The following is a 20,031-nucleotide window of genomic DNA, read 5'->3' as shown; positions in this document are numbered from 1 at the left end:
AGAGATCATCAAAATCCGGCGCATGGGACGAGCCTCACAAGGCGTGCGTCGAGGCCGGGTGGTGCCAGGCGATGGGATGCTTTGCGCCTTATGAGGCGTCTTGCGGCGTCGGCGTCAGCTTCCGCCGACGGGCACTGCCGCGGGCGAGTCCGGCTTCGGCATGATGCGGCGCAGGAGCGAGATCCTGGAAGGCGATCCCCTGCAGGGTCAGGCCGGCCGGGTCCGCCAGCGCCGCCACCGGGCTGCCCTGGTACATCAGCCGCGCGGCCTGCAGCGCGCTGCGGCGCCACACCGCCGCGCCCGGCGTCATGCGGCCCGAGGCTACCGCGAAGGGCGCCTCCGGTGCCGCCTGCAGCGCGGCCACGGCGCGGCGCAGGAAGCTGCCGCCAGGTGCCAGGTCCGGATCGCACAGCCACAGGAACTCGGCCTGCGTTGTCGACAGTGCGGCGGCGGCGATCGCGCTCCAGCGCTGCTCCATGGTCGTCGCCGGCAGGGGCGCGACGACGATGCGGAGATCCCGTTGCCAGCGGGCGGCGGCCAGCGCCGCCCCCTCGGCCACGCGCGGATCGGCGGCCTCGTCCAGCAGCACCACCTCCCGCACCGGCAGATCCTGCCGGAAGACCGCGTCGAGCCGGCTGGCGAGCATGAAGCCACGGCCCTGCCCGGGCACCACCACGGCCAGGTCCGGCAGCTCCGGCAGCAGGGCGCTGCGCAGCGCCGTGGCGTAGCGGCCGAAATCGAAGCGGCCGCGCGCCGCGGCGCTCCGCGTGGCGCGGGCTGCATCGGCCAGCGGCGCACCGAGCAGCTTGGCCGTCGCCAGGGCCATCGCCTCGACATCGCCGAGCGGCACCGCGGTACCGCCGTAATCCCGCGCCAGATCCGCCGCCCCGCCGGCGCCCGCGAAGGCCACCAGCGGCAGCCCCGCCACCAGCGCCTGCTGCGCCAGCAACGGCAAGGGTGCCTCCCGCGCCGTCAGCGCCACCAGATCGGCCGCGTCCAGCAGCGTGCCGGGTTCCGCCATGTGTTCCACCACCCGCAGCCCATCCTGCCGCGCCGCGGCCAGTTCCGGCCCCAGCCAGATCCGCAGCGACGGGTCCAGCGCGCCGACCCAGATCGCCTGGAGCCCGGGGATCTGCGCTCGCAGGCGGCGGAACAGCTGCAGGAACAGGTCGATGCCATGGCGCAGGTCGCCCGGCCCGGCGCCGACCATCAGGCGGCCCGTCGCCGTCAGGCCCATCTCATCCCGCGCCGCGCGGCAGGCGGCGAGGTCGAGGCTGGCCGGGAAGGGCAGGCCCGGCTCCAGCAGGTGCTGGCGCAGCTTGGCCAGGCCCGGCAGTTCCGGCAGCAGCGCGTTCCGCACGGACTCCGCCGGCAGCAGCGTCGCCGCGGCATGGCGCAGTGCCCCGCGAACCCCGCTCAGCAGGCCGAGCGCGCGCAATTCGCCCGGCATCTCCTGCAGCAGGATGGTGGTGGCGATGCCGCGGGCTTCGGCCAGCGCTGCCAGCCGGGCGGCGGCGGCGCTGGTCATCAGCGCGTGGCGCAGGCCTTCCGTCGCGGCGGCGGTCAGTGCCGCCTCGGCCTGTTCCAGGCCGATGGCCACCGTCAGCGGGCCGAGCCGGCGGTAATCCTCCTCCAGCGCGCCGCCGGCCAGCAGCAGCACCTCCAGGCGCAGGCCACTGGCACGGCGCAGCGCGGCTGCGGCGTCGATCAGCCGGCGCGATGCCTCCGTCTCCGCCGCATCGGCGGCCACCACCAGCAGGCCGGGCGCTTCCGTGGCCGGCGTACCGACCACGGCGCGCGCGGTGGCGTTCAGGAAGGCGCCGCCGTAATGCAGGTCAGGTTCGAGATAGGCGCCCTCGCACCATTCGTTCCAGGCATTCACGCAGACCAGCGGCTCGCCGAAGAACGGCACATGGACGGCACGCTCCACCAGCTCCGCCAGCCAGGCCTGGTACGTGGCGGGCTTGGCGCCGTGGATGATGACGGTGTTCTGGCCCTGCTTGCGCGGGTCGTTGTCCCAGCCCGGCACGGCGCATTTGATCAGCGGGTAGTCCGGCGTCTTCTCGTCGAGCGAGGCGCGGACCACGTCCTCATAGGCGAAGACGGTGCCGGTGAAATCGGGGTCCAGGTAGTCGAGATGCGCGCTGATCGGCGTGCAGCGTTTCGCCAGCTTGTGCGGCGGGAATTCGATGGCGCCATCGAAGCCGAATTCGGTCGGGTCGATGTCGTCGAAGGACTGGGTCATGACGAAGACCGGGTCCTCGCCATGCGCATCCTGGAACCGCTTGCGCCAGCCGGCGATGGTTTCCTCCGGCTCCGGGATCAGGCCGGCGCGGTAGACCATCAGCACCGGGCGGCCCTGCACGCGGATGTAGCGCGGGTCTGCGAAATGGCGCGCCAGCGTCGCCACCAGCTCCGGCTCATCCTCGGCGCGGTAGTCCTGGCCCATCAGGATGTCGTGCTCGGCACCGTCCCAGCGGCGGGTCCAGTTCTCATTTGCCCACATCAGGGCGAAGGGCATGTCCAGGCTGCGATCGGCGAGGAAGGCGTCCACCGGCTTTTCCAGCAGGCGGTGCCCGTTGAAGCTGTACCAGTAGAAGATCCAGCCATGCACGCCGCCGCGCTTGGCCATCTCGATCTGCCGGCGCATCACCTCCATGTCGGTCAGCGCATAGGGGCCGAGGTCGCGCGGCACGCGGGGCTGGTAGTGGCCGGCGAAGCGCGGCAGGGCGCGCGGCAGGTTGGTCCATTCGGTGAAGCCGCGGCCCCACCAGGCGTCATTCTCCGCGATCGCATGGAACTGCGGCAGGTAGTAGGCCAGCACCCTGGCGCGCAGGCGGGCGCCGTCGGGCAGCGGCTGAACCTCCTCGAACTCCTCCGCCGGGCGGGTATTGCGGCGGACTTCCCGCGGGATGGTCGGCGTTTCCTGCGGCATGCGCGGATGCACGCCGGGCTCCAGCCGGTGGCGCAGCCAGTGCAGCAGCGGCGGCTCCGTGATGCGGCCGCCCATGTGGCGCTGCACATAGTAGCGCGTGTCGAATTCCGGCCCCGGCTCGCGATCCTCCTGCCAGCCGAGCGTGACGTAGTGCTGGAAGGGGTCGGCGCCGGCGCGGGCCACGTCGCGATAGGTCGAGAGGTAGAATTCGGCATCGAATTCGGGAATCGGGCTGGCGCCGTAGTCCCGGTGCCGCAGGAAATGCGCCAGCGCGCCATCCTCCGGCGCCAGGCCGTGCCGTGCGCGATACCAGGCGGTGTCGAAATGCGGGCCGGGCGCGCGGCCTTCGGCATCGCCGTGGCGGATGAAGTGCAGCACCGGGTCGATGCCGGCCTCCCGCACATCCGCATGGTTGGCGAGGTACCAGATCGGGTCGAGGTAGAAGCAGGGCGCGCGGCCCTGGGCCCAGCCGCGTTCGAGGAAGTGGCCGAGCGGGTCTTCGCCGCCATGCGCCACATCGGCGTTGTGGGCGAGGTACCAGGCGGCATCGAAGACGCCGCCCTCGGCGATCGCCTGCCGATCCTCCGGCGCCCGGTCCTGCCCTCCCTGTTCCATCACGCGTCGTCGCGCGCCAGCAGCGTTTCGAGATAGGCGCCGTAGCCGCTGTTGCGCAGCGGCGCAGCCAAAGCGCGCAGCGCGTCGCCATCAATGAAGCCCATGCGCCAGGCCACTTCCTCGGGCGCCGCCACCTTCTGCCCGGTGCGCTTCTCGATCGCGCGGACGAATTCGCCGGCTTCCAGCAGGCTGTCATGCGTGCCGGTGTCGAGCCAGGCATAGCCGCGGCCAAGCCGGACCACGCGCAGCGTGCCCTCGTCCAGGTAGACGCGGTTGAGATCCGTGATCTCCAGCTCCCCGCGCGGCGAGGGGGCGAGCGCCTTGGCGATGGCGGCGGCGCGGCCATCGTAGAAATACAGCCCCGTCACGGCCCAGTCCGAGCGCGGCAAGGTGGGCTTTTCCTCGATGGTCAGCGCGCGGCTCTCGCCGTCGAACTCCACCACGCCGTAGCGGTGCGGGTCGGCGACGCGGTAGGCGAAGACGGTGGCACCCTGCTGCGCCGCATTCTCCTTCGCCTGGGTCAGCCGTGCTTCCAGGTCGTGGCCGTGGAACAGGTTGTCGCCGAGCACCAGGGCGCTGGGTTCGCCGGCGAGGAATTCCTCGGCCAGGACGAAGGCGTGGGCGATGCCGCGCGGCTTGTCCTGCTCGGCATAAGCCAGCTTCAGGCCCCAGCGCGTGCCGTCGCCGAGCAGGCGCTTGAACAGCGGCAGGTCGTGCGGGGTGGAGATGATCATGATCTCCCGGATGCCGGCCAGCATCAGGACCGAGAGCGGGTAGTAGACCATCGGCTTGTCGAAGACCGGCAGCAGCTGCTTCGAGACGGCGAGTGTCGCCGGATGCAGGCGGGTGCCCGATCCGCCAGCAAGGACGATGCCCTTCATACCGAATTCTCCTTTGCCGGCCCGGTCGGCGTATCTCGGGTCGGCGTATTGGCCACAAGCGTATCAAGGCACCGCGCCAGGGACTGGCGCCAATCCGCGGGCGTGATGCCGTGCACCTGCCCGATCCTGCTGCAATCCAGCCTTCCATCCACCGGGCGCACCGCGCGCGTCGGGAATTCGGAGGTGGTGATGGCCTGGAGCCGTGGCTGCCGGTGTCCGCGCGTTGCCGCCTGCGCCAGGATCTCGGCGGTGAAGCCGTGCCAGGTGGTGTGCGGGCTGCCGGTCAGGTGGAACAGGCCGAAGGCCGCATCCTCCGCCGCGGCCGCCAGCAGGCGTGGCGCCATCACGGCCACCGCATCGGCCAGGTCGGCGGCGAAGGTCGGTGCGCCATGCTGGTCGGCGACCACGCGCAGTTCCTCGCGCTCCGCCGCCAGGCGCAGCATGGTCTTGACGAAATTGGCGCCGTCCGGACTGCACACCCAGGCGGTGCGCAGCACCACGCTGCGCGGATTGGCCGCCAGCACCGCGCGTTCGCCGGCTTCCTTGCTGCGGCCATAGACGCCGAGCGGGGAGGGTGCGTCGCTTTCGAGGTAGGGCGCGCCCTTCAGCCCGTCAAAGACGTAGTCGGTGGAGAAATGCACGAAGGGGGCGCCGGCATCGGCGGCGGCGGCGGCCAGCCGGGCGGCGCCGTCGCAATTCACCGCGAAGGCCAGCGCCTCCTGGTCCTCGGCCTTGTCCACGGCGGTATAGGCGGCGGCGTTCACCACCAGGTCGGGCCGCGCCCGCGCCATGGCGGCGGCGACGGAGGCATCGTCGGTGAGGTCCAACTCCGGCGGCTCCAGCGCCACCACCTGATGGTCCGCCAGGCGTGCCACCAGGGCGCGCGCCACCTGGCCCTCGCGGCCCGCGACCAGCACGCGCATCAGAAGGCGGGCCCCAGATCGGCGAGCAGCGGCGCGCGGCGATCCTTGTCGGACAGCGTGGCATCCGCCGCCGCCAGGCCCCAGTCGATGCCGAGCGCCGCGTCGTCCCAGGCCAGCGCCCGGTCGCAATCCGGCGCATACAGGGCGGTGACCTTGTAGGCCACTTCCGTCTCCGTCTCCCGCGTCGCGAAGCCATGCGCGAAGCCGGGCGGCACCCACAGCATCTGGCCGTTCAGCGCGGAAAGCTCCACCGCCACATGCCGGCCGAAGCTGGGCGAGGCCGCGCGCAGATCCACCGCCACATCCAGCACCCGCCCGCGCAGCACGCGGACCAGTTTGCCCTGCGCATGCGGGCGCAGCTGGAAGTGCAGGCCGCGCACCGTGCCGATGGCGACCGACATGGATTGGTTGTCCTGCACGAATTCATCCGGGATCCCGACCGCGGCGAAATCGCGGCGGGAGTAGGTCTCGACGAAGGCGCCGCGCGCATCGGCGAAGCGGCGGACGGAAACCAGCAGCGGTCCCTCGATGCCCAGGCTGCGCGCCTCGACATTGCCTGACCGGCGGATTTCGGCAGCCTGCGGTCCGGTCCCGTCCGGCATTCCACTCCAGCTCCTCGCGGCTAGGCATATCAGGGGTTGTCGCCCGGGTTCAGAGCCAGCGCAAAATGTTCAAAAAATGAGAAACGTGAAACATCCGCATCGGCAATTCGCGCATCGGGAGACGATCGACTCTTAATACAAGCGCGCCCGCCCGGGAAGGTCGCGCGTGCGGTGCGGCGCAACTTCCTCAGGCGGTCTCTGGCTCCGGATCCGGCTCTCCGCCCGCGGCCAGCCTTTCCACCATGTCGAGCTGGCGCGGCAGGCAATGGGTCCGCAGGTCGTAGCGGGCGATGATGTCGGCGCGACCCTGTGCGGCCAGGCCGGCATGGCGATCCGGGTTGGCCAGGACCTTCAGCACCGTCTGCGCCAGCTTCTCCGGCTCGAAGAAGGGCACCAGCAGGCCGTTGCGGCCATGCTGCACCACTTCCATCACCGGCGGGGTTTCGGAGCCGACCACCAGGGCGCCGCAGGCCATCGCCTCCAGCATCGACCAGGACAGCACGAAGGGGTAGCTCAGATAGACATGCGCCCGCGTCACGCGGAACAGGTCGTGCAGCGCGTCATGCGCCACGCGCCCGGTGAAGTGGATGCGGGACAGGTCGAGCTCCCCTCCCAGCTCCGCCAGCATCTTGGCCTTCCAGTTCTCCGCCCCCTCCGGCTTCTTGCCGTAGGAGATATCGTTGCCGCCGACGATGACGGTGTGCAGCCCCGGCCGCTCCCGCTGCAGGCGGGGCAGGGCGCGCATGAAGCTCGGGAAGCCGCGATAGGGTTCCAGGTTGCGCGCGACGTAGGAGATCACCTCGTCGCCGCGGCGGAATTCCCGGCCACCCGGCGTGCGGAACACCGCGTCCGCGGCAGGGGCGCAGCGTTCCGTGTCCACCCCCTCATGCAGGCAGGAGATGCGGCGCCGCGCCCAGGCGGGGTAGCGGCTCCATTGCCAGCGGGTCGGGCTGACGCCCCAATCGGCGGCTTGCAGGGAGATGAGCTGCGTCGCGTTCAGCACCCGGACGCGTGCTGCATCATCCAGGCCAACCGGCTGCGCCGGGTCGAAGCCCAGATCCTGGCCGACCGAATTGTAGTAGAATTCCCAGTAGAACAGCGTGCGCGCCTTGGGAAAGACGTCCTTCAGGAACATCCCCTCGCCCCAGCCGGGGTGGCAGACGATGATGTCCGGCTTCAGCCCCTGGTCGCGCATCTGCACGAGCTTGTTCGCCATGTGCTGGCCACGCCGGGTGGAGGCTTCCAGCGAGCGCAGGTAGCGGTGCGTGTTCTCGCCGGCGCCCTTCGGCGCTCCATAGGAGATGTATTGCACGCCGGGGGCGCTGAAGCCCGGCTTCTCGCCCACCGCCCAGACTTGCACGCCCTGCCGCTGGGCCAGCGCAGGGGCGAGATGGGCATATTGTCCAGGAAAATTCTGGTGGATGAACATCGCCTTCAACGGGCGGCGCGGCAGCAGCAGGGCCATTACTTCTCCGGGGGGCGCGCGATCGAAGGCGCGAAACTGTGAGGTGGGGCCGGCGCGGTCAAGTCAGGCCGGGCCCTGCGGACCCCGTCGGCCGGCCGGCGGGCTGTTCGGGCCCCGGCGCGGGTGGCAAATTGGCGTCCATCGCGATCGCAGGGGAAGAAACGGCCATGGCCGCTGATGAAAAGGGTGGGGCGCGCAAGCGGCCGGAGGATCTGCGGAGCCACCGCTGGTTCGGCGTGGATGACCTGCGCGCCTTCGGGCACCGGTCCCGCATGCTGCAGATGGGCTTCTCCGAATCCGATTTCCGCGGCAAGCCGGTGATCGGCATCGTCAACACCTGGTCCGAGCTCAGCCCCTGCCATTTCCACTTCCGCACCCGGGCGGAGGAGGTGAAGCGCGGTGTCTGGCAGGCTGGCGGCTTCCCGGTGGAACTGCCGGCGCATCCGGTCACCGAGCAGTACATGAAGCCGACCAGCATGCTGTACCGCAACATGCTGGCGATGGAGACGGAAGAACTGGCGCGCAGCCAGCCCTGCGACGGGCTGGTGCTGCTGGGTGGCTGCGACAAGACGCCGCCCGGCCTGGTGATGGGCGCGCTGTCGGCCGGGCTGCCCTTCCTCTTCGTGCCCGCCGGGCCGATGAACAATGGCGGCTGGCGCGGCAAGACGCTCGGCTCCGGTTCCGATGCCTGGAAATACCATGCCGAATTGCGGGCCGGGAACATCACCCAGGCGCAGTGGAAGGACATGGAGGGCGGCATGGCCCGGTCCTTCGGCACCTGCATGACGGCAGGCACGGCGGCCACCATGATGCTGGCGGTGGAGGCCATGGGCCTGACCCTGCCGGGCGCTTCCTCCATTCCCGCCGCAGACAGCGCGCATCCCCGCATGGCGACGGAATCCGGCAAGCGGATCGTCGACATGGTCTGGGATGACGAAATTCCGGGAAAACTGCTCAGCCAGGGCAGCATCGACAATGCGGTGGCCGCCACCATGGCCTTCGGTGGGTCCACCAACGCCATCATCCACATCATCGCCATGGCGCGCCGCGCCGGGCTGGAGCTGGACCTCGAGCGCTTCGACGCGATCAGCCGCCGGGTGCCGCTGATCGCCAACCTCCGCCCCAATGGCGACACCTACCTGATGGCGGATTTCTTCTTCGCCGGCGGCAGCCGCGCATTCCTCAACCGCCTCTCGCCGCATCTCGACCTGTCGGCGAAGACGGTCTCCGGCGCCACGCTGGGCGAGGACATCGCCGATGCGGATGTGTTCAACGAGGAGATCATCCGGCCACTGGATCGCCCCTTGCAGGCGGAAGGCGGGCTGGCGGTGCTGAAGGGCTCGCTGGCGCCGCGCGGCGCCGTCATCAAGACCAGCGCGGCCGATCCGCGGCTGCTGAACCATACCGGCCCGGCGGTGGTGTTCGAGAACTATGCGGACCTGAAGAAGCGCCTCGACGACCCCGACCTCGACGTGACGGCCGACAGCGTGTTGGTGATGAAGTCCGGCGGGCCCCAGGGCGGGCCCGGCATGCCGGAATGGGGCATGATGCCGATCCCCCAAAAACTGCTGAAGCAGGGCGTGCGGGATATGGTGCGGCTGTCGGATGCCCGCATGTCCGGTACCAGCTACGGCACCTGCGTGCTGCATGTGGCGCCGGAAAGCCATGTCGGCGGCCCGCTGGCCCTGGTGCAGGACGGCGACCTGATCCGCCTCGACGTGCCGAACCGCAAGCTGGACCTGCTGGTGGATGAGGCCGAGATGGCGCGCCGCCAGGCCGCATGGGTGGCGCCCACCCGCCGCTACGCGCGCGGCTGGACCTCGATGTATCTGGACCAGGTGACCCAGGCGGATGAGGGCTGCGACCTGCGCTTCCTAGAGGCCGGCGCGCCGACGCCGGAGCCGGACATCTACTGAGAGCCTGACCAGTGCGGCGACCTCATGGGTCAGGCTCCGAGCCGCTGGACTAAGCCGCTGGGGCGAAGCGCGCTTCCAGCGCGCAGGCCAGGCGGGACAGATCCACGACGGACAGCGCCCGCGCGCCCCCGGCATCCTGCACCCAGAGCAGGCCGGTGGCGGCGGCAACCGCCGTCTCCCCGGGGTCGCCATCGGCAAGACGCGTCGCCGCGCCGTCATCCGCCCTGCTGGTGACGAAGGCGTGCTCCACCGCCTCCGCCGCATCGACGATGAAGCCGAAGGTGGATTGCGCGCCGCGTGCTAGCAGCACCCGCGTCGCGTCATCCGCCGGACGGTCCGGCTGGCCCGCGAGGCGGCGGAAATCCGCCAGCGGCACCATCGTGCCGCGCCGCTTCATCAGCCCGAGCACGCAGCCATCGGTGGAGCCGACCTTGAGGTAGTGCGGCGGCATCGCCAGGATTTCCTGCACCTGCGCCAGCGGCACCAGATGCGGCGTGCCGGCGCTGAACTGCAGCAGGGCGGTGCGCTGGCCGCCCGATCGGTCCCGCCGCCGGGCGCCGGGCGTGCTGGTCGCATCGGCCACGAGCCCGTCATGCAGGCGGTGCAGCGCGCCCACGTTCCTGTCGCGCATCAGCCCGTCATGGCTCAGCAGCAGCGCGTCCTCGCGCAGCATCAGCGTGTCCTTGTCGCCGAGGTCGCCGGTGACGACGCCGCTGAACAGATCGGGCCGGCGCAATCCGAAGCCGGGCAGGGGCATCATGTTCTCGGCCGCCAGGCGCCGCATGCCGACCACCGCGGACACCATCAGCGCCACCACCTGGCCGTGCAGTTCCAGCACAAGCAGCCTGGTCTTCGGCGTCTCCTGCCCCGGCAAGGCGAGCAGGTGGAACAGGTCCACCACCGGCACCGCCTCTCCGCGCAGGGTGATCATGCCGTGGTAGATCTCGCCCAGGCGATAGGTGCGGTCGATCTTCGGATGCTCGATCACCTCCCGCACCGCGCGGGTCTCCAAGCAGAAGCGCAGATCGTCGCAGTCGAAGAACAGGTATTGCTGGTGGAAGCGGTTGGCCTTGCCGGCCCGTTCCAGCCGCGAGGGGTGTGGCGCCAGCCGCGTCACGCCCGGGCGGCGCAGCAGCGACTCGACATCCAGCACCGGCAGGATGCGCCCGCCCTCGCGCTGCGTGATCAGGCGGGTCACCAGCGGCGGGTCGGAAGCGGCGCCGCTGACGGCCAGGTGGTCGATATCCGATGCCGCTACGCGCAGCACCTCCGCGATGCCGTCCACCGCCAGGCCGAGCCAGCCGCCCTCCGTCCGCAGCACCGCGATCCGGCCCGCGCCGTCCGCGGGCTCCGCATCCAGCAGCCGGCGCAGATCCAGCACCGGGATCGCCAGGCCGCGCAGGTTGAAGGTGCCGAGACTCAAGGCGACGGCGCGCAGCGGCGGCACCAGCGTGGCGGGCCATTCCACCACTTCCTGCAACAGCTCGGCCGGCACCGCCACCTCGCGTCCCGCGACGCGCAGCACCCCGAAGACCAGCGCGTGGTCCATCCGGTCAGGCGGCGTGGCTGGCGGCGGTAGAGCTGTCATTGGCGCGCACCAGCGCCAGGATCAGCTCCTGCACCGCGCGGGCGGAAGCGAGCTGGCCGGCGGTGGCGCTGTCGATCTTCTGGATCGAACTGGTGGTCTTGCCGACGCCGGCCAGAATCCGCTTGAAGGCGTCGCCCGCGAGGCGGGAGACCTCGTTGCCGGAAGCGACGCGCTTCTCCGCCTCGCCGATCAGGCGGTTGATCTCGCGCGTGGCCTGGGAGGATTTCTCCGCCAGCTTGCGCACCTCGTCGGCGACCACGGAGAAGCCGAGGCCATGCTCGCCGGCGCGTGCCGCCTCGATCGCCGCGTTGAAGGCGAGCAGGTTGGTCTGGCTGGCGATGCCGTCGATCACCTGCACGATCTCGCTGATATTCTCGGAGGCCTGCTGGATCTGCGCGATCGCCTCGACGGAGCGGTTCAGCTCCCGCGCGCCGTTATCCGCTTCCTCCTGCGTCAGCCGCGCCAGCTCCGTCGCTTCGCGCGTGCTGGCGGCGATGGCGTTGATCGAGGCGTTCAGGTCGGCGATGGCGGCCGACATGGCGGCGGTCTTGGCCTGGATGCGCTGCTCCATCGCCACCTGCTCGCTGATGTCGGTGGCGAATTTCACCACCTTGCTGACCTTGCCGTCGGCATCGAAGATCGGGTTGTAGGTGGCCTGGATCCAGACCTCGAGCCCATGCCGGCCAAGCCGCAGGTAGCGCCCGGTATGGTAGTCGCCCTGCGACAGCTTCAGCCAGAAGTCGCGATATTCGGCGGAGCGTACATGGTCGGGCGGGCAGAACATGCTGTGGTGCTGGCCCACCACCTGGTCCAGCGTGTAGCCGACCACCGCCAGGAAGTTGCGGTTCGCCGTCAGCACATGGCCATGCAGGTCGAATTCGATGATGCCCTGGGCGCGATCGATGGCGTTGACCTTGCCCTGGATCTCGGCGCTGGCCAGCTTCGCCGCGGTGACGTCGGTGGCGAATTTCACCACCCGGCATGGCTTGCCGGCATCGTCGAGGATCGGGTTGTAGCTCGCCTGGATCCAGACGCGCCGGCCATCCTTGCCGAAGCGCAGGTATTCGGCCTGGTCGAAGGCGCCGCCGCGCAGCTTGGCCCAGAGCGCGAAATATTCGGACGACTTGGCATAGGCCGGGTCGCAGAACATGCTGTGGTGGCGGCCGATCACATCCTCCGACGCATAGCCCATCAGCGACAGGAAGTTGTCGTTGACGCTCAGCACCTGGCCCTGGAGGTCGAACTCGATCACCGCCTGCGCCCGGTCTATGGCGGTGAACATGGCCTTCAGCGTGCGCTCATCCGTCTGGAATGCGCGCTGCTCAGACTTCGACGACATCCCGGCTGCTCCTGCCTCAACTTCGTCGGCAATCTGCGCCAGCCCTGTTACCTAGCGGTGAACGAATCCTGTTGGGTATCCGGTTCATGTCGATCTGTTGTTCACGCAGCCCGCTGGGCATGGGCCGTGAGCAGCATCCGCGGGTTCTCCCGCAGCGCCAGCCGGGACAGCATAGCCAGCGCGGCGGAGTAATAATCCGGCGCGGCGGCAACGCCCGGCAGCGGCCGGGTGATGGCGCGGCTCAGGCCGCTGGCGGTGGTGACATCGGCCACCGCCTCGATCCCCGGCGGTGCGGCATAGGGCGCGACATGGCCGTTGCGCAGGTCGGCCCAGGCGGGGCGGCTGGCCATCCAGGGGTCGTTCCAGAACTGCGTAGCGGCGCGCAGCGCGGGTTCCGTCGTCAGCCCGGCCCAGGCCAGGTGCAGCGGCACCCGCACCGCGTCGAAGGAGAAGCGGGCGGGCCAGCCCTGGGCCGGCTGCATGGCGCCGGCGGCACGGCCGCGGCCGATCTCCACCCAATCCGCCGGCAGGCCCCAGCGGCCGTAGCGCATGCCGCGCATCATCTGCAGCCCGTCATCCATCAGCCGGCCCCAGGCGCGGTCCGGCACGGCGCGGTTCAGCGCCGCCAGGGCGGGGAAGGCATAGTAGGACGGGTTCACCACCACGCGGTCGGCATGCTGGAAGCCGAAGACGGCTGGCAGCAGCACGGTGCGGCCTTCCACCTCCAGCACCAGCTTCTGCAGGATGGTCTGCGCCATGCGCTGGCCTTCCCGCCGCCAGGCCGGCTCCAGCCACCGGTCGGCGGCGCGCAGCAGCGCCCAGGCGATATACAGGTCGCCATCGGTGGCGTTGTTGGCATCCTCCACCGGCAGCGCGGCCTGCGGGCGGAAGCGCCAGGCATACAGGCCATCCGGGCGGCGCAGGTTGGTGCGGGCCCAGTGATAGGCGCGTTCGAAGGCCGGCCGGTCCTCGAAGGCCTCGGCGAACAGCATGGCGTAGCCCTGGCCCTCGCTGTGGGAGATGCCGCCATTGCCGTTGTCCACCACGCGGCCTTCCGCCGTCATGAAGCGGTCGCGGAAGGCGCGCCACTGCGCCGCCGGGTCGTCCTGCGTGGTCACCACCGGGACTGGAGCCCAGGATTCGCCGCAGGCCGGGGTCAGCACCAGGGCGGCGGTCGCCGCGGCCAGCAAGGTGCGGCGGGCCAGCGGCGTCAGCTCCAGCGGCCCGTCGGGCATGATCTCGGCGGCGTCGGAATGCATCTGCGATTCGGCGAGCATTTGGGTGAGGCTCCAGTCAAGGCTGCGGCTGGCCGTTCCGGGTTCCGAGCGGAACCAGGCCGGGTGGCGTGCGAAGGCGGGCGTTTCGTGGCGCCGGGTGGCGGCGCCGAGGTTCAGCTGCTGCGGATCAGCATGCGGGCGCGCAGGCCACCCTCCGGCAGCATCCAGGCATCCAGCCGGCCGCCCTGCAGCGCCACCAGGCGACGGGCGATGGCGATCGGCAGGCGGTGCTCCGCCTGCGAGGGTTGCGCCGGCGGCAGGCCGCTATCGGCGGTGCCCGGGCTGGGGGCATTGGGGCCGGAAGAGCGGAGGCCGGGGACGGCCGGGCGGATCACGAGGTCCAGCCGTGCCTGCCCCGCACCCGCGTCGATCGACAGTTCCGCGGTCCCCGTGGGGGACGCCTCCGCGGCCTCGGCGGAGGCCCGCGACCCCACGGCGAGCCAGGCGAGCAGCGCCATGGCGCGTACCAGGCGGGCGGTGTCCAGGTCGAAGGCCGGGTCGGCATCGGGCTGCAGGATGATGCGGCGGCCGCAGCGCAGCCCGAGCGCCGACAGCCTGACAGCCACGGCGCCGACCAGGCCATGCGCGGAGATCGGCGCGCGTTGCGGCGCGGCGAGGCCGGCTTCCAGCGCGGCGATGTCCATCAGGTCGTCCAGCAGGGCGAGCAGCCGCCGCGGTTCCCCGGCCGCTTCCGCCATCTGCGGCGCGGCGCGCAGCAGGTCGCCGAGCGGGCCGCGCAGGTCGCGGGCGATCGCCTCGATGCCGTTGCCGGCGGCATCCAGCCGCTGCGACAGGGTCTGCAGCAGGGCCTCCGCCGCGATGGTCGGGTTCAGCGGCAGCTCGGCCGGCCAGGCCTGGTCCTCGGGCGGCATCCAGTCCGCCTGCGTGGCTGGGTGCGGGATGGCGGCAGGGGTGCGGGCGGCAGGTGCCGCATCCGGGTGGCGCGGGGCGATCTGCGGCAGCCCGCCGCGCGCCGTCGGGCGCCGGGTCCAGGCGACCGGGGTGTGCATGATGCCCGTGGCGCGGGTCGGCGGCCAGGCAGGCTGGGCCGCGGCCGCGGGGGTGCGGATCTCGCCGGACGGGGCGCCGGAACGCCCGCCGGACGGCGCGTTGCGGCGCCGCACGGCGCGGGCCAGCGCATCCTGCACCATCCGCGCCAGATCGGCGCCCCGCATCGGCTTCTGCAGTACGCCGAAAGCGCCAAGCCCGGCGGCGGCGATGCCGTGCGCGGGGGAGGCATAGCCGGTGATCAGCACCACCTCCAGCGCCTCCGACTCGGGCCGGCCACGCAGCGCGGCTTCCGCCAGGGCCAGCCCATCCATCACCGGCATGCGGATGTCGCTGACCAGCGTGGCGATGTCCCGCCGGCCGCGCAGCACCGCGAGCGCCGCCTCGGCGGAGCCGGCGGCCAGCACGTTCAGCCCGCGGCGGCCCAGCGTCGCGGCCAGTTCCTCCAGCACCTCGATCTCATCATCCACCACCAGCACGCCGAAGCGGCTGGCGGGCTCGATGAAGCTCTGGCGCCGCTGGTCGAGGCGCAGCCCCGTGGCGGGGCGGGTGTGGGCGCTGCCAAGGCCGATCTGCATATTCATGGGTCGCGGCTCCGTCTCGCTGAGTGGGGACGGAGGCCGGTGGACCGGGCCGCCCCTTGATGGCGACCCATGAATGAAACGTTAACGCGTCGCCGTGTTGTCGCGTTTCGTGGTAACAAACCTCGCAATTGCTGAGACGGACGCTCGACGTCGCCTCTTGTCCTCGCGTAAATGCCAATGTCGGGGAACGTCTCCATTTTCGGAGATACGCCCCGCTCCGGGAGACATATCATGACGTCGCGGACGATTGCCGCCCGTTTGGGGGACGCCCGCCCGGGGGACGGCCGCCCGGGTGATGGCGTGCCGGGTGATGGCGGGCGGGGGCACGCGCGCCCAGGCGAGGCCCTCCCGGGAGAGGCCCGGCGAGGCGAGCCGCGCCTGAGCGTGGAGCGGGAGGCGCGGGCGGAGGATTCCGTCCTGGCCGGCCAGGCGCCGCTGCCGCTGGTGCTGCTGGCGGATGACGAACGTGAACTGACGGACGAGATGGCCGCCTACCTCGCCCGCTACGGCCTGCGGACCGTGGTGGCGAACACCTTTGCCGCCGCCCTGCACATCGTCGAGACGCATCGGCTGGACGCCATCATCCTGGACCAGCGCCTGGGCCCGGTGGACACGCTGCCGCATCTGCCGGAGCTGCGCGCCCGGACGGAGGCGCCGATCCTGATCGTCACCGGCAACCGCGAGGAAACGGATCGCGTGCTGGGCCTGGAACTGGGGGCCGATGACTTCCTGGTGAAGCCGGTTTCCGGCCGCGAGCTGGTGGCCCGGCTGCGGGCCCGGATCCGCCGCCCCGGCAGCCTGGCCGCCACGCCGCCCCGGCGCGACCGCTGGCGCCTGCAGGCGGTGGAGCGCCGGGTGATGCGCCCGGATGGCAGCCTGCTGGAGCTGACCGGCGCCGAATTCGACCTGCTCGCCGCCCTGGCCGCCATGCCGGGCGAGGTGCAGACGCGGGAGGCGCTGACCCTGCAGGTCTTCCGCCGCCCCTGGCGCGTCGGCGACCGGGCGGTGGACAATGCGGTGCTGCATCTGCGCCAGAAACTGGCGCCGGAACTGGGTGAGCGCTGCATCATCACCATCCGCCAGGTCGGCTACGTCTTCATCGGATTTCCGCATTCCTGAGACGGTTCCGGAAAAGACGACCGCCGGTGCCGGACCGCCTCATCGTGGAAACCTTGTCAAAGTGTCTCGGTAGTGGAGACGTCCGGCGATAATTCGGCCGGTGCGACGTCCGCGGCGGCGTCCGGCCAGCCGCGGGTGCCGCTTCCGTCTTGCCCCCGGCGCGCCCAGCGGCGACACACAGCCTGCGGAGCAGTCGAGGCGGCAGATCTGGCGCCGCGGTCATGCGACCTTCGACCGGGCAATTCCCGGCGGGGCGCCTGGCCGGATCGACGCCGGGGGCGGAACGGAATGGCTTCCCCCGCGTTTCCGCCGCTTGACCAAGGGGACCAGCATGGCGGACGGACGCAGCAGCGCGAAGGATCAGGCCAGGGGAATAAACCCGGCGGGGCGGAAGCAGGCGGAGCGTGATGTCCAGTGGTGGCGGGATTCCGTCATCTACCAGCTCCACCCCAAATCCTTCATGGACGGCAATGATGACGGCATCGGCGACTTCGCCGGGCTGATCGCGCGGCTCGACCATGTGGCGGGCCTCGGCGCGGATGCGATCTGGCTGCTGCCCTTCTACCCATCGCCACGCCGCGACGATGGCTACGACATTGCCGAATACACCGATGTGCATGCCGACTACGGCAAGCTGGCGGATTTTCGCCGCCTGGTGCGGGAGGCGCATAATCGCGGGCTGAAGGTGATCACGGAGCTGGTCATCAACCACACCAGCGATGAACACCCATGGTTCCAACGTGCCCGCCACGCCCCGCCAGGGTCCTGGCAGCGGGATTTCTACGTCTGGTCGGATGACCCGAACCTGTACGACGGCACCCGCATCATCTTCATCGACACCGAGAAGTCGAACTGGGCCTGGGACCCGGTGGCGAAGTCGCATTACTGGCATCGCTTCTACAGCCACCAGCCAGACCTGAACTTCGACAATCCCCGCGTGCTGGAAGCCGTGCTGCGCGTCATGCGCTTCTGGCTCGACATGGGCGTAGACGGGCTGCGGCTGGATGCGGTGCCCTACCTTGTGGAACGCGACGGCACCAACAACGAGAACCTGCCCGAGACCCACGCCATCCTGAAGCGCATCCGCGCGGCGCTGGAGGACCGCTATCCGAACCGCATGCTGCTGGCGGAAGCCAACCAGTGGCCGGAGGACGTGCAGGAATATTTCGGCGACGGCGACGAATGCCACATGTGCTTCCACTTTCCGCTGATGCCGCGGATGTACATGTCGGTGGCCCAGGAAGACCGGTTCCCGATCACCGACATCCTGCGCCAGACGCCGGAAATCCCGGATGGCTGCCAATGGGCGGTGTTCCTGCGCAACCATGACGAGCTGACGCTCGAGATGGTGACCGACTCCGAACGCGATACGCTGTGGTCGATCTACGCCGCCGACCGCCGCGCCCGCATCAACCTCGGCATCCGCCGGCGCCTGTCGCCGCTGATGGAGAATGACCGGCGGCGGATCGAGCTGATGAACGGCCTGCTGCTGTCGATGCCCGGCACGCCCGTGATCTATTACGGCGACGAAATCGGCATGGGCGACAACGTCTTCCTGCGCGACCGCGACGGCGTGCGCACGCCGATGCAGTGGTCGCCGGACCGCAACGGCGGCTTCTCCCGCGCCGACCCGGCGGCGCTGGTGCTGCCGACCATCCAGGACCCGATGTACGGCTACCAGACGCTGAACGTCGAAACCCAGGCGCGGGACAGCCACAGCCTGCTGAACTGGACGCGCCGCATGCTCGCGGTGCGCCGCCGCTCGCGCGCCTTCGGCCGCGGCACCATGCGGCTGCTGTATCCCGGCAACCGCAAGGTGCTGGCCTATCTGCGTGAGCATGAGGGCGATGTGGTGCTCTGCGTCTTCAACCTGTCCCGCGCCGCGCAGGCGGTGGAGCTGGACCTGTCCAGCATGCTTGGCCGGGTGCCGGTCGAGATGCTGGGCGGCACGCCATTCCCGCCGGTTTCCTCCGGCTCCTACCCGCTGACGCTGCCGCCCTATGCCTTCATGTGGTTCCTGCTGGCCGAGGGCGCCCAGCTTCCGCCCTGGCACAGCCCGGCGCCGGAGCCGCTGCCGGAGCTTCGCACCCTGGTGGCGCCCACCGACATGAAGGCCGGCGGCGCGCAGTCGCTGCTGGACGAGGCGCGCCGCGTGCTGGAGCGGGAGGTGCTGCCGCAATGGCTGCGCCGCCGCCGCTGGTTCGGCCAGAAGGACCAGGCGCCGACCAGCCATCCGCGCTTCGCCTATGCGGTGCCGTTCAACACCAACCCGCTGATGATCCTGGCCGAGATCGAGACGCCGGACGGCACGCGCTGGTCGCTGCCGCTGGCCCGCGTGCCGGTGGAGGAGGAAGGCCTGCCCGCCGGGCAGCTCGCCTTGGCGCGGCTGCGCCAGGGCGCCCGGGTGGGTCTGCTGACCGATGGCATGGCGGTGGATGGCTTCGTCCGCGCCATGCTGGCCGCCTGTCGCAAGGGCAGCATGATGGATACGCCGCAGGGCAAGCTGCACTTCACGGCCACCGAGGCGCTGCGCGACATGGCGCTGCCGGAACTGCCCGACGTGCGGCGCCTGGGTGTCGAGCAATCGAACTCCACGGTCATCATCGGCGAGGCGGTGGTGCTGAAGCTGTTCCGTCGCGTGCTGCCCGGGCGCCATCCGGAAGCCGAGATGGCGCGCCACCTGACCACCTCCGGCTATCCCGGCACCCCGGCACTGCTGGGGGAGGTGATGCGCGTGGGGAAGGATGGCGTGCCGCACACGCTGATGGTGCTGCAGGCCTTCAGCCGCAACCAGGGTGATGCCTGGGGCTGGACGCTGGACTGGCTGGCCCGCACCGTCGATGACGCGGCGCTGACCGAAGCCGAGCCCGAGGACCCTTTGGCCGGCTACCTGCCCCTGGCGGAAGCCATAGGCCGGCGGCTGGCACAGCTTCACCTGGTGCTGGCGCGGCCGTCGGAGGACCCGGATTTCACACCGGAAGCCGCCGATCCGGCGATGGTCGATGAATGGGTCGGGCAGACGGAGGCGATGCTCAGCCGGGCCTTCGAGCAGATCTCCCGGCCGGGGCTGGATGGCGAATCGGCGGTGCTGGCGGAGTGGCTGCTGCGGCACCGGGACGCGCTGCTGGCCGCACTGCGCGCCAGCAAGCCGGACCCCACGAGCCTGGCCGCCACGCGTATCCATGGCGATTTCCACCTCGGCCAGGTGCTGGTCGCACCCGGCGATGCGGTGATCCTGGATTTCGAGGGCGAGCCGGCGCGCACGCTGGATGCCAGGCGGGCCAAGTACAGCCCGCTGCGCGACGTGGCCGGCCTGCTGCGAAGCCTGGACTATGCCGCCGCGGTCGCCGCCGCGACGGAGGAATCGGCCACCGCCACCGCGGCGCCGACGCCGCGCCGCGCCGCGCTGATCAGCCGTTGGCGGGAGGCGGCGGAGATGGCCTTCCTCGCCGCCTACAACACGGCGTGGGAGGCCGAGGCCGGGCCGGTGCCGCCGGGCGCGACCGCGGCGCTCGACCTGTTCCTGGTGGAGAAGGCGGCCTACGAGGTGGGCTACGAGATCGCCAACCGCCCGGCCTGGCTGCCGGTGCCGCTGCGCGGCCTGGTGACCATCGCGTCCCGCCTGCTCGGCGAGGAACCGCCCGCGAACGAATAGGCCGGGGGCGCATGGGTTGTCCGCCCACGGGCCCGTTTGCTCGCGGGCCCGGTTCTTGCGCTCAAAGGGGCCGCTTACCCGCGGGCCCGGTTCTTGCGATCAAAGGGGCCGCTTAACCGCGGGC

The 20,031-nt window shown here is 70.8% G+C and carries 12 protein-coding genes; 3 read left to right on the top strand and 9 right to left on the bottom strand.

The genetic code is table 11. The features are described 5' to 3' along the window. Nucleotides 1-88: 88 nt before the first annotated feature. The 5 genes from HB662_RS13420 to HB662_RS13400 all read right to left on the bottom strand — a co-directional run bounded on the left by HB662_RS13420 (nucleotide 89) and on the right by HB662_RS13400 (nucleotide 7,421). Nucleotides 89-3,550 carry a glycoside hydrolase family 99-like domain-containing protein gene (locus HB662_RS13420; protein WP_245185666.1) on the bottom strand — a complete coding sequence of 1,154 codons (3,462 nt, stop codon included), beginning with the start codon at nucleotides 3,548-3,550 and terminating at the stop codon, nucleotides 89-91. Continuing rightward, nucleotides 3,550-4,431: a glucose-1-phosphate thymidylyltransferase RfbA gene (gene rfbA, locus HB662_RS13415; RefSeq protein WP_168050324.1), complete on the bottom strand. Its 882-nt coding sequence runs from the start codon at nucleotides 4,429-4,431 to the stop codon at nucleotides 3,550-3,552. Before rfbA ends, HB662_RS13420 begins: the two co-directional genes overlap by 1 nt. Continuing rightward, on the bottom strand, nucleotides 4,428-5,354 hold the full coding sequence (rfbD, locus tag HB662_RS13410) for a dTDP-4-dehydrorhamnose reductase (protein ID WP_168050323.1): 927 nt from the start codon (nucleotides 5,352-5,354) through the stop codon (nucleotides 4,428-4,430). Before rfbD ends, rfbA begins: the two co-directional genes overlap by 4 nt. After that, a complete protein-coding gene (rfbC, locus tag HB662_RS13405) occupies nucleotides 5,354-5,956 on the bottom strand; it encodes a dTDP-4-dehydrorhamnose 3,5-epimerase (RefSeq protein ID WP_168050322.1) in 603 nt (200 codons plus the stop codon). Before rfbC ends, rfbD begins: the two co-directional genes overlap by 1 nt. A gap of 187 nt (nucleotides 5,957-6,143) precedes the next feature. After that, nucleotides 6,144-7,421, bottom strand: coding sequence for a glycosyltransferase family 4 protein (locus HB662_RS13400; RefSeq protein WP_245185638.1), 1,278 nt, complete (start codon nucleotides 7,419-7,421; stop codon nucleotides 6,144-6,146). A gap of 167 nt (nucleotides 7,422-7,588) precedes the next feature. Between HB662_RS13400 and araD the strand changes: the two genes are divergently transcribed. Beyond that, on the top strand, nucleotides 7,589-9,337 hold the full coding sequence (araD, locus tag HB662_RS13395) for an L-arabinonate dehydratase (RefSeq protein ID WP_168050321.1): 1,749 nt from the start codon (nucleotides 7,589-7,591) through the stop codon (nucleotides 9,335-9,337). A 49-nt stretch (nucleotides 9,338-9,386) separates the two neighbouring features. On the opposite strand, the gene HB662_RS13390 is transcribed toward araD, so the two are convergent. From HB662_RS13390 to HB662_RS29230, 4 genes are all read right to left on the bottom strand, one after another. After that, nucleotides 9,387-10,925, bottom strand: a complete 1,539-nt coding sequence (locus tag HB662_RS13390) for a chemotaxis protein CheW (protein WP_168050320.1) — start codon at nucleotides 10,923-10,925, stop codon at nucleotides 9,387-9,389. After that, complete coding sequence (locus HB662_RS13385) at nucleotides 10,891-12,264, bottom strand: methyl-accepting chemotaxis protein (protein ID WP_168050319.1); 1,374 nt, start codon at nucleotides 12,262-12,264, stop codon at nucleotides 10,891-10,893. The genes HB662_RS13390 and HB662_RS13385 overlap by 35 nt, the downstream gene beginning before the upstream one ends. A 101-nt stretch (nucleotides 12,265-12,365) precedes the next feature. Next, a complete protein-coding gene (locus tag HB662_RS13380; protein ID WP_245185637.1) occupies nucleotides 12,366-13,541 on the bottom strand; it encodes a glycosyl hydrolase family 8 in 1,176 nt (391 codons plus the stop codon). 113 nt (nucleotides 13,542-13,654) lie between these two features. Further along, the gene (locus HB662_RS29230; protein ID WP_168050318.1) at nucleotides 13,655-15,133 is read right to left on the bottom strand and encodes a response regulator; all 1,479 of its coding nucleotides are present in this window, start codon (nucleotides 15,131-15,133) and stop codon (nucleotides 13,655-13,657) included. Between the two features lie 231 nt (nucleotides 15,134-15,364). Between HB662_RS29230 and HB662_RS13370 the strand changes: the two genes are divergently transcribed. Continuing rightward, entirely contained in the window at nucleotides 15,365-16,252 is an 888-nt protein-coding gene (locus tag HB662_RS13370; RefSeq protein ID WP_168050317.1) for a response regulator transcription factor, read from the top strand. 331 nt (nucleotides 16,253-16,583) lie between these two features. Continuing rightward, nucleotides 16,584-19,907, top strand: coding sequence for a maltose alpha-D-glucosyltransferase (treS, locus tag HB662_RS13365; RefSeq protein ID WP_168050316.1), 3,324 nt, complete (start codon nucleotides 16,584-16,586; stop codon nucleotides 19,905-19,907). Nucleotides 19,908-20,031 lie beyond the last annotated feature (124 nt).

Source organism: Falsiroseomonas frigidaquae (assembly GCF_012163145.1).
In the GTDB taxonomy this organism is placed as follows: domain Bacteria; phylum Pseudomonadota; class Alphaproteobacteria; order Acetobacterales; family Acetobacteraceae; genus Falsiroseomonas; species Falsiroseomonas frigidaquae.
Note: the sequence above shows the minus strand (reverse complement) of the source record. Positions and strands in the feature narration are given on the sequence as shown.